This is a genomic window from Methylobacter svalbardensis (genome assembly GCF_037671525.1).
GTDB lineage: Bacteria > Pseudomonadota > Gammaproteobacteria > Methylococcales > Methylomonadaceae > Methylobacter_A > Methylobacter_A svalbardensis.
Genome location: NZ_JAWPOH010000148.1, coordinates 1 through 2,400, shown reverse-complemented (window position 1 = coordinate 2,400; position 2,400 = coordinate 1). Strand labels below are relative to the sequence as shown.

General features: G+C 46.8%; 1 protein-coding gene and 1 pseudogene. One reads left to right on the top strand and one right to left on the bottom strand.

Features of this window, described 5'->3' with window-relative positions; translation table 11 throughout:
* Positions 1–457: 457 nt before the first annotated feature.
* Positions 458–2,089 (top strand): fibronectin type III domain-containing protein, encoded by a 1,632-nt coding sequence (locus RW114_RS20420; protein WP_340124566.1) that lies wholly within the window; start codon positions 458–460, stop codon positions 2,087–2,089.
* A gap of 186 nt (positions 2,090–2,275) precedes the next feature.
* Here RW114_RS20420 and RW114_RS20415 read toward each other — a convergent pair.
* Positions 2,276–2,400: pseudogene (locus RW114_RS20415) on the bottom strand (IS1595 family transposase); the annotation flags it as partial.

Sequence of the window (2,400 nt, the reverse complement as noted above, 5' to 3'; positions counted from 1 at the left end):
TAGCATCAAAGCAGGACTCAATCAATTCGAGGACTTTGGGTTCGTCGGATAGTTGATTTAAGGCAGCGTTCAGCAGTTTGCGCTGGTGATGATCTAATTCACGGATTGCAGTAATTAATTGAAAAAACTCGGCGTTTTTCATGATGATCTCCAATTGAAAACCTACATGGCTTATTTTATGAAAAAGAAATAAAAAATTCCATAGTTAACGATGACATAGCCTTTAGGAAAGATGTCTACTGATGGCAGGTGACTTCTTGATAGCAGGTCATAGACAATATTATGGATTTTGATCGAAATGTCGAATGAAAAACATTTTTAGCGATATCTAAACCAATTATGCTATACTAAAAAGATAGCTAGCGGAGCATATTGTTCGGCAAAGGGAAGCTTGAAATCAGGGTTAGCAGGCTTTTGGTAACAAGTCCATTCAAATTGTTCAACGTTATACAAAGTAATGAGCCTAAAATTTTTGCTTCTGGCATGTTTTCTCTTCACCTCTGGACTAATCGCTACAACAGTGACCGCCGGAGCCGTAGATTCTTTTGGTGTAAGTAAAATTTACCCCTCCCTCAGTGGAGGAAATGAATGGGTTTCCACTTGGGACAACGGTGTCTCGCGATCATTTACCGGTAGTGATCCACAAGATGCCTGGTTCGATGCAAATCATGGCGACGCTTCTTATTCGGTAGACGGCAAAGGGCTATTCAAGATTTCCGGATCGGTGCCTCGCATGTACATTCACGATCCGGCGAAACTCAACAGCTGGCGCGACGTTGAAATGACCGTCTATGCGATGCGAGTCGCCGATAGCGGTACGATTTACGGCGGGATCGTCGGTGTTGCACGGACTAATCACGGCACCACCGGCTCGGAAACAGTTAATCTTTGCGATACTCGAGGGATGGCCGCGCGGATTCGTTACGATGGCCACATCGACTTCGAGAAGGAAACAAGTCATCCAAAATCCACCGCCATTCAAAACAAGACCATTTGGTCTGGTGGCTTCCCGAAAAATGTCTGGATCGGTTACAAGTATGTCGTTTACGACTTGGCTAACGGTAACGTTAAACTGGAATTGTGGATGGACCAGACTGACGGCTTGAATGGCGGCAACTGGTACAAAGTGAACGAATTCATTGACACGGGATCGAATTTTGGTGTGGATGGGGAACCTTGCAAAGCAGGTATTGACCCTGCGTTGAAGCTAGCAAACTCTGATGCTCGCGCTGGATCCGAGTCAGGCAAATCCAATATCTCTGTCTACTGGAGAAGCGACAATGTCGGTACCAACGGACTGGTTTATAAAATGATGAGCGTTCGCGAGATATCTCCGATGGCGGCGAATACGCCTGATAACACACAGCCTGTGCTAAGTAGTATTTCTTCTGAAAACGTCAAATCGGATAGCGCCACATTAACGTGGACAACTGACGAGCCTGCTGACACCCAAGTGGAATATGGGCCGACGGCCGCTTACGGACAATCCAGCATTCTTGATTCCTCGCTGGCCACTCATCACAGTGTCCAACTCACGGGATTAACAATGGGCACCACCTATCACTATCTGGTCAAGTCGGGCGATGCGTCTGACAATTTGGCGTTTTCCGGTGACCAGACATTTAAGACCGCAGCCGACTGTATCTCAAGTAGCGGTATTTGGGCTAGTACTTCACTGCCGTCCACCACCAGCACCATGACCGTCGAATTCAACGCGACTCCATCCGGCTCGAATATCGATGGTGTTTTCGGGCTATCCAATGGCACTGCGTTTAACTATAGCGATTTGGCCGTCATAGTCCGGTTCAATACCAGCGGAAAGATCGATGCGCGAAATGGCGGGAGTTACAAGGCTAATACCTCGATTCCGTATACCTCCGGCAAGACTTATCGGTTTCGACTCTACGTGAATTTGTCCAATCACAAATATAACGCTTACGTGAGTTCGAATGGAACAGACTACCAAATCATTGGAAAAGGGTACGCATTTCGAACCGAGCAGTCGAACGCGACTTCACTAAACAATCTAGCAACTATTGCCGGCGTTGGGAGTGTTTCCGCTTGTTATGTAATAACCGCGATACGGTAAACAAACCCTGGGCAACAGCAATGGAATGCCGTTGCCATAGAAATAATCGGGGTATGAGCGGTCAGGCGAGTTACGCTAGATTGCGGTGTCATGCCGCTCACACCCTTTATTCTATGGCAATCGCGCCATGTCAAAAAAGCTCTTTAAGTCACCTGCATGGCATCGAGAGTACTTCTTTTTTATAGGCTATGTCATCGTTAAATATTGAAAATTCCCCAGAGCAGCATTGAGTAGGGTTTCCGGCGTGAGTTGGCAGTGTTGTTCAAAAGCCCGTCGCCAGCCCAGGTAGTTTGGCAAGTATTTGGTAGCTA

Excerpts from the sequence above, each read along its gene's own strand:
- RW114_RS20420 (WP_340124566.1), top strand. The coding sequence starts at position 458 with ATGAGCCTAAAATTTTTGCTTCTGGCATGTTTTCTCTTCACCTCTGGA.